At 32.3% G+C, this 8,133-nt stretch carries 7 protein-coding genes; all 7 read right to left on the bottom strand.

The features are described from left to right. Positions 1 to 268 precede the first annotated feature (268 nt). Positions 269 to 883 carry a hypothetical protein gene (locus GR929_RS21620; protein WP_159523903.1) on the bottom strand — a complete coding sequence of 205 codons (615 nt, stop codon included), beginning with the start codon at positions 881 to 883 and terminating at the stop codon, positions 269 to 271. A gap of 205 nt (positions 884 to 1,088) precedes the next feature. Beyond that, positions 1,089 to 3,149 (bottom strand): hypothetical protein, encoded by a 2,061-nt coding sequence (locus tag GR929_RS21615; RefSeq protein ID WP_159523901.1) that lies wholly within the window; start codon positions 3,147 to 3,149, stop codon positions 1,089 to 1,091. A 164-nt stretch (positions 3,150 to 3,313) separates the two neighbouring features. After that, positions 3,314 to 4,153, bottom strand: a complete 840-nt coding sequence (locus GR929_RS21610) for a hypothetical protein (protein WP_159523899.1) — start codon at positions 4,151 to 4,153, stop codon at positions 3,314 to 3,316. A 152-nt stretch (positions 4,154 to 4,305) separates the two neighbouring features. After that, a complete protein-coding gene (locus tag GR929_RS21605; protein ID WP_159523897.1) occupies positions 4,306 to 5,535 on the bottom strand; it encodes a hypothetical protein in 1,230 nt (409 codons plus the stop codon). A gap of 234 nt (positions 5,536 to 5,769) precedes the next feature. After that, positions 5,770 to 6,885: a TIGR04133 family radical SAM/SPASM protein gene (locus GR929_RS21600; protein WP_159523895.1), complete on the bottom strand. Its 1,116-nt coding sequence runs from the start codon at positions 6,883 to 6,885 to the stop codon at positions 5,770 to 5,772. Beyond that, positions 6,882 to 7,307 carry a radical SAM-associated putative lipoprotein gene (locus tag GR929_RS21595; protein ID WP_159523893.1) on the bottom strand — a complete coding sequence of 142 codons (426 nt, stop codon included), beginning with the start codon at positions 7,305 to 7,307 and terminating at the stop codon, positions 6,882 to 6,884. Before GR929_RS21595 ends, GR929_RS21600 begins: the two co-directional genes overlap by 4 nt. Before the next feature lie 208 nt (positions 7,308 to 7,515). Next, on the bottom strand, positions 7,516 to 7,974 hold the full coding sequence (locus GR929_RS21590; RefSeq protein WP_159523891.1) for a hypothetical protein: 459 nt from the start codon (positions 7,972 to 7,974) through the stop codon (positions 7,516 to 7,518). Positions 7,975 to 8,133 lie beyond the last annotated feature (159 nt).

Raw genomic sequence — 8,133 nt, 5'->3', positions numbered from 1 at the left:
TTTTCCTGTACTAAGTTCGGCTAAAATTTTGAGTTTGAAACCCTCGCTGTATCTTCTTAAGATACCATCATTTTTATACATAATTACTACATTTTGTGTAGCCTTTTTTTAGGACGGGACATTAGACAGTCTGACGGTGGTGGTATGAGGTCGTGGCGGTCAGACGAGAGTCTGACCAGTCCGACCGAAACTGAGGTTGAAACGAGATTCGACTTGTCGAATCCGCACAAACCCAGCCATGCCTTATACCACGTGTTGGCAGTAGTTTTTAATATTTTTCTTTTCTTTCAAATTGATCATTTAGTGTCAAGTAGTGAATTGCAATTATTAGTCTGATTTTTGGGTCATTGATATTATAATTTTTATAGTTTTTAACTAGATCAGCAACCATTGTAGGTGAAATATCTCCAGCTATTTCGAGCGAGTTGTAATAGCTGTTAATTACAGTACCTTGTTCGCCAAATGTCTTTAAAAACTGCACGTATTTGCCTTGTCGATTTAATTGTATATGCTTTAAGGTGTCATTCGAATTCCATTTAGTTGACCAGCTAATTTTCCAAATGTCATCAAAAGTCTTTTGGTCGAGTTGATTATAAAGTTTTTTTTGGTCGCTGAAATTGATCGACAGTTTAAAGTCTGATACTTTTTCAATGCCAGAGTTTTGTAGAAAAAAGTCGGTGTACTCTTTTTCCAAATTTTCTTGTTTATCACTCTCTGTCAAACCAATACTTCTGTCAAAGAAACTTTGGATTTTTACTAAGTCATTAATTTCGGTTGTATTAAACCACTCTTTAATTGTTTGGTCATTTGATAAGTTGTTTTGGCTTTGAGTAGTGCAACTTAGTGCAATAATCATGGTTGAAATAAGAAGTAAGTTTTTCATTTATCGTTAGTTTTAAATTTGTGGTTAACGGTTTGGCTATGTGGAGTGCGGGATTAAAAGTGATGAACTTTCAATTACGCACGGAGCCAATTCGTTTATTCATATTTTCAAATTTTCCGTCAATCGTCGTAGACGAATTGGCGGAGTTGCAACGAAGAACTGCGGTTAAATTACCCACTGAAACCCGCATTACATTTACATTTTGTTACCTGCTGGGTTTTAATTCTTTCAAATCATCAGGAATGTTCAATAAGTCTATAAATGCTTTTATATTTGACATATTCCTGTATTTATTGAATAATGTCCTTATGATAATTGCAGAGAAAATTGTTGCTGCGAAAAATAATAGAAAGCTAATAAGGATATTACTTTTAAAACTTATAAATAGTTCTGTTGCAAGGCTTAAACTCCAGTTTGATTTTATAAGAAGAATAAAAAGACCAATTACAGCTATCACTAATGAAATAGACAACTCAATCCAAGACTTTTTTCTCCATTTTGAAAGTTCTTTATTTATCAAATCACTTCTTTTAATTTCTCTGATTTGATTCTCTTTTTCTAATTCCTTTATTTTTGATATAACCAACTCATTTTTTAATCTTTCATTTTCTGTTTCTTTTGCTTCTATATTTGCTTTTTCCTTTTTTATTTTTCCAGATTCTTTGCGCAAATCCACAACAATTTTTTCAAATTGTGCTATTCGCTTTTCTTCAATTTTCTTTTGCTTTTCTGCTTCAACTTGCAATCTTTTTACGAACTTTTCTTTGCTTTCATCTGCAAGCTTATTTAGATTCTCAACTTTTGATATTTGTTTGTTTGCAATTCTTGTAGCGACTCTCACAATTTGCTCATCGCTTAGCTTATCTTTAGCATATTTTTGGATGTTATCGTCTAATTCTCTAATGATTGCATTTTTTGGTAAAGACTCATTTAAAGCGCTTGAAATAAGAGCGGGTAGTCCAACATTAATAATTTCTTCACTGTTCAAATCCTTCCCAACATTTGGATTACTAAGCCATAAAATATTTAAAAGAACATCCGCTTTAATTATTTCTGGTTGAAAACCATTACCAAATACTTCTTCGCATTGCGAAAAATCATCATATTCGTTGTTGAATGCATTATTTACAAACCAACAATTAACTTTTTCGAAAGCTTTAAATCTTTTATTTCCTCTTTTTTCTCGAACATAATAAATAGCAGTAGCATCATGTAAAGCTGCTACAGTATTGTTTCTGAATTTCTGAAGATTTTTATATTCTTTGCTAAACTTGGCAATATTTGAATATTTTGTTGTAATCGGAATAGTAACTATGCCAAATTCTTGATTCAGTAAATTAGGTAGATTGTCAGAAATAGTTTCTAAATCAGTTTTAGTTAATCCTCTTCTATCGCATGCATTATAGATATCCTCTGGATTAACTTTCTTTGTTAAGAACGATTCATTAAAGTGTTCAGCTCTTCTAAGCAATAATCTTTGAATTTCATCAATAGTGTCATTTAAAATAGAAATGCGATATCCGTTATGTCTCGCAATCTCAATTAGTTTTCTACATGTATCTGTCGATTCGGGTGTGTTTAAATCAATGAGACTTATAACAAAATTAGTGTCGAGTAGTAATTCTACCTGTAACTCAATTGGTTTTGTTGAATATTCAATATATGATGACAGAATAGAACCAAGATATAGTTCTTTAATTGTATTATAAATTTGAGGAATCTGTCTGAAGAAACTAACAAATTGTGCTTCAAGAGTATAGTCTTCTTTTTTTCCAGTTGCGTGTTTTTCTGTTAAATATTTTGATATTGTTGTTTTATTAATTTCTAAAAAATTAAAAATTGACGAATACTCTGATTTGTTAATATTATTTAGGCTACAAAACTCTTGAAATAATCGTTCTACATTTTCGATTAATATTTTTTTCTCTTCAATCAGTGATTCAAATTCATTGAAAACATAATTCTTTATTGAAAATGCACCATCCTTATAAATTATAAATTTTTCTTCATTATCTGTATTTACTTCATTTGCAATTTGATGAAGAATATTTTTTAGAACAGGAATCGGAATATCGATTGAATATATTCCATTTATTACTTTTTTTATCTCCGAAATATTTTTGCCACTATATATTTCGGAGGAATTCATTTCTGCCAGAGCACTTTTCGCAAGTGGAACAAAAATATCTATTAGTCCTTTGGTTAAAGTTCCTGTATTATTTATGTGCGCAAGCAAACTGTATGTTACTAATCTCGTTTTATCCATTTTGTTTCTTTTTTAACCTTGCAGGTAACGGTGAGTGTATGATTTCGTAAGGGATTGCGGGCTTCAAAACTGTCAAGTTACTACCAAAAGTTGATGCGGGTGATACAGCTCGCAAACCTCTGAAACCCTTATGCACTATACACATTGTTGGCTTTAGTATTTTATTACATCGATTGACTTCCATCATTAAATTTTAGAAGTATCGAATCATTAGTTATTTTATATATTTTGTCAATTACAATCCCACAATCACAGCAACTTGCTCCTGTTTTTATATACAGTTCATTATCGATTAAATATGGAATTAACTCTTTAAATGAACATTGTCCTGATATTGGATAAATCTTTCCATTTAAAAATGCAATTCGAGGTCCAGTAGTTGAATTATCGAAAATCATGTAGGTTGCAATTTTAATGTCCACATTATCGATTTTTAATTCACTGATTATCGGAGTCGATGTAATTACAGAATTATCCAGTTCGTTTCCATTTATTTTAAGCAGAGAATCAATCATGGAAGTTTCCCTTATCAAACTATCAATTTCACTGCTTAGACTCTCATTGTTTAAATTTTCAAATTTCAGCAATTTAAAATCAATCATTTCCTTATCAGAAAATATGGCTAAATCTAAATCTCTTTTGTCCTCAAAAATCGCAGGTTCAATTTTAGTCAATTCAATCAAATCAATTATTTCGTCCTCTTTTGAGATGTGCAAAGTAGTCTTTGCCTTATGAACTTGACCTGAATTAAAGTTTATCAGAAACAGGTGTTTATCTAATGGTTGATGTCCCCAAAGATTTAATGTGTCAGAATCCCAATAAGTCAACGAATAATTTGTCTGCGGTTTATTTTCTTCAATAATTTTCTCTACCGTTGAACTTTCATAAATACTTGTATCCGTTTCTGGAATATAAACATCTTGTGTCTGTTCCGAATCCGATTTACTGTTTGAGTTGCAACTTATCAGTACAATCAATCCGAATGTTATAATTATGTTACGCATGTTTCTTAATATTAAAGCCAACGGTTGGTACATGTTGTCGTTGCGGATTTCGAAGAGCGTTCCTGTCCGAAGGACACGGAACTGCGAAACGAGAATCCAGCGAACGACACCGCACGAACCCCGCAATGCAATTTACAATTTGTTAGCCACTGTTATTTTTGAATTTCAGGTAATTTCATATGCCATCGAATAGTTCTTGCAGTTATTTCTTTTAAAAATATATTTAATTGTTCAATGTCATTGTCCGGACACTCGTCACCTGTTGGTTCGAAATTTGATTTTGCATGAACTACTTTATTCCTAGTACTGTAAAGCGTACTTGCAACGACATTTGCAGCTTGTGTAAGTTTTTCCTTTTTCGTTTCGTAATTAATCTCTTTTTCCTTTATAATGCCTAATACTTTTGATTGTAAGGTTTTGGGTAGATAATCAAATGTGTCAATAAAATCAAAACATGTATTAAATACCGATTTTATTAACTCATTATCCCTTAAACGCTGATTTGTTGAATTAACTAAATCAAAAATTGATTTTAAAAAATCTCTATTCGGATTTAGAACTTTTGGAGAATCTAGTTTTTTTGCCAGTAGTTCATATGAGTCCATATTTATTACGATTGGAGCGTAATATTCAAGGATTTTATAAAAATTTAAAAGTCTTAATTCTTTGTCATTTGTTTGAAGTGCAGAAACATAAAGTTTCATGCTTTCATGATATGCTAAGAGTGGTTTTAAAATGAATTCTTCTTTTTCTTCATCCTCGGGTTCATCCTTACTGACTCCATTAATAATTGCGTCTATTTTTTCTTCTAGTTCAGGGTCTCTTTCTACAATTTTTGATAAAAAGAAAATTAATCCTGTCGAATCTGCAATTTCAAATAAGTATGAATATATCAATTCAGTCTCTTGTTCTATAGTTAACTTTTCACGTTTATCTTCATACGCGATTTCAATTGCTAATAAATTTTCATAGTTTGAGCCAAAATCATCATGGTAAGCACCTAGTTCTGCACAGGCAATGCCGATGTAAATTGGTGCTTCAACAATTCTTAATTCAATTCTATCTTTTTCTTGAAAAAAATCAGAAGTGTTTTTTAGATAGTACTCTAAATCTTCACTTTCAGCTTTTATTATTTGATAAGATAGAGTTGTAGTTTGGATTCGTCCATTATTAACGATTTTAAATCCAGACATTTCCCAACCAAAGTTTAGAAAGTCTTCAATTTCTAAACCTTCACCTTGGTCATCGCCTGGTAATCTTATATAAATGGATTCGTCACCAATTTCATACTCAAATTCATCTTCGGTGAAATACTCAATATTTTCACAAAGTTGTGTTATCCAACCTTTTATTTCCTTTATGTTATCGTTGTCTATCTTCATTTTATAATTGTGGCTAACGGCAGTCTGTCTGAAAAGTAAAATTAAGCCATTGAGGTTTCAATATTTCATTCTTATTAAAGCCAGCGACCCAAATAATTCTTTCATGGAAAGAGGTTTTTAGACAGTCTGACGGTAAATTGTATGAGTAGTGGTAGATTGCGTGGTACTTTCCTGTCAAACCGCTACGCAGTTTGAGCGGGCAACAAGCCTTGATGTTTAGTACTTTACCTGCCATTACTTATACAAAATGTTATGGGCTGGCATTGATTCACCTTCTTCGATTCGTTTTAAATGGCAAAATAATAATTCTCCTGTTTTTTCATCCCTTAAATGCATTCCGTTTCCCTCACAATATTTGTAATGTTCACAGTCAGCACATGTTCCAGTTTTAGTCCAATTTTTATCACGAAAAACTGAGTACTTATTTTCCCATACATCTCTGAAATTGTCTTTGTAAATATTTCCTTGAATGAAATTCTCTCTGAGATTTGGGCAAGCTGATATGGAGCCATCGGCCAATATTGAAGCAATATTAATCCCTGCACGACAAATAAAAAAGTTATCTCGAACCTTCTGTTCATAATTGCCTAAAAATCCCTCGCAACCATAGTTTAATTTTATTTTTCCTTCTTTTCTCGTCTGTGAAATAAAATCAAATAATTCTTTGAAGCTTCTTGGTTCAAGTTGTAATTCCTTATGTTCTTTAGCTCTTCCAATTGGAAAAATCGTAAATATTCTCCATTCTTTAATCCCTGCATTAATCAGCAATTCTTTTAATTGATTTAGTTCATTAAAATTTCGTTGATTAACACAAGTTACGACATCATATTTTATTTGGGGTATTGTTGGCAATAAACGAACTGCATTCAAAGCAAAAGAAAAGCTTTTAGAAGTTCCTCTTAGCCAATTATGGCTTTCTTCTAAACCGTCAAGACTTACAGTAATTGCTCTTAATCCAGAATCTAAAAGAGAATCTATTCTTTTTTTATTTAATAGCATTCCATTTGATACAATTCCCCATGGAAAACCTCTTTTATATAAATTTGTCCCTATTTGTTCTAAATCTTTCCTTAACAACGCTTCGCCACCTGTTAACACTATCATTGTTTTGTTTGGATTAACAATATCTGTTATTTCGTCAATTGCTCTTAAAAAATCATTGGCAGGCATATCCTTTATTGAAGCATCCTTTTTACAATCACTGCCACAATGAATACACTTTAAATTGCAACGTAAAGTACATTCCCAAAGGATATAATTCAATTGGTGAATTTTACTCTCGTTGTCCTTGTACTTTTTAAAAAGATTTAGTGCTATTTTCTTGCGTAACGATATTTTCCTTACAGTCATTTCTTAGGTGTCAACTTTACATCAAATTCTTTGCTTGTTTCTCCGCTATACCAGTTGCCATCTCCATCAGAAAATTTGGGGTCTTTGAATTCTACAATTGTATCCAAATCATTAAATTCTCCATTTACTTCTCCATCAATGTCGCGAAATTCAATACTGTAAGTCTGGTCTGTTGGAAATCCCCATTTATCAACGACTTGATATTCTCCATCAGCATTTGTATAAGTCGTATCACCTTGCATAGTTACTCTAATATTTTCAACAGTTTGCTCTGTCTCTGACGAAGTAACTTTGCCATTTACAATGAATTTCGCTGATGGTGTACCGTATTCATCTTTTGAATCACAGGCCGTTGCAAATCCCAATATGGCTAATATCCCTGCGATTAGTACATTATAAGTTTTTAGTAATTTGATTTTCATAGTCTACAATTTTAATTCATTTTTCAGATGTTTATTTTGTGTAACTGGTTGCTTTTGCTTGCCCATAACGGTCACTTGTATGTGGTCGGGCGGGATTTCTGAAAGAAATCGTGTCAGACCCGCAGTAAAGTGGGCGCAAGGTCTGACTTGTCAGACCGCCAAGATCCCCCGCCTGCCATATTACAATTTGTTAACGCCTGGCTTTTATTCATTTTATTTCAATCCCTCTGTCTTTTAGTACAGAAATTGCGTTATCAAAATGTTCTGGAACAAAACCTACTGCTGTTTTTTTCTCTTTTACATGTATAAAAATCACTCGTGGATTTGTCTTTTTATCTAGTCCTGTCGGGAAATGATATTTATATCGGACAACTCCCAAAAGATTTCTGTTTTTATCAATACTCATATTCCATTGCTGCGCTTTTACAAAAGATATATCTGAAAGATTAATCGTGTTATTTAGATACAATCCAACAAACAATCTGAATAATAGAAAGGCAAGAAATACTCCGATAATTGATGATGCGGCGGTCAAGATATTATCTTTTGAAAACATCCAGGAAGTCATAACTAATGACACAGAGATTATCAAAAACGGGAATAATGTTTTGTTTCTGAATTTGATTTGTTTCTCGTCGATTTCAAATAATTTGTCTTTATAGTTCATAGTCTATTGTTATTTGTTTGTTTTTTCAAGCTTGGCGTTAACGTAAAGTGTATGTTGCGTACCGGTTTTTATTGTGGTTTTCCGTCCGGATGGACTGGAAAATCGGATTGAAAACCGGGGACCGGGGTTTTGCTTTCCCCGGTATGCAATATGACACAT

This window comes from Sunxiuqinia indica, assembly GCF_009847015.1.
Classification (GTDB): domain Bacteria; phylum Bacteroidota; class Bacteroidia; order Bacteroidales; family Prolixibacteraceae; genus Sunxiuqinia; species Sunxiuqinia indica.
This window is presented reverse-complemented; position numbering and strand designations above follow the sequence as displayed.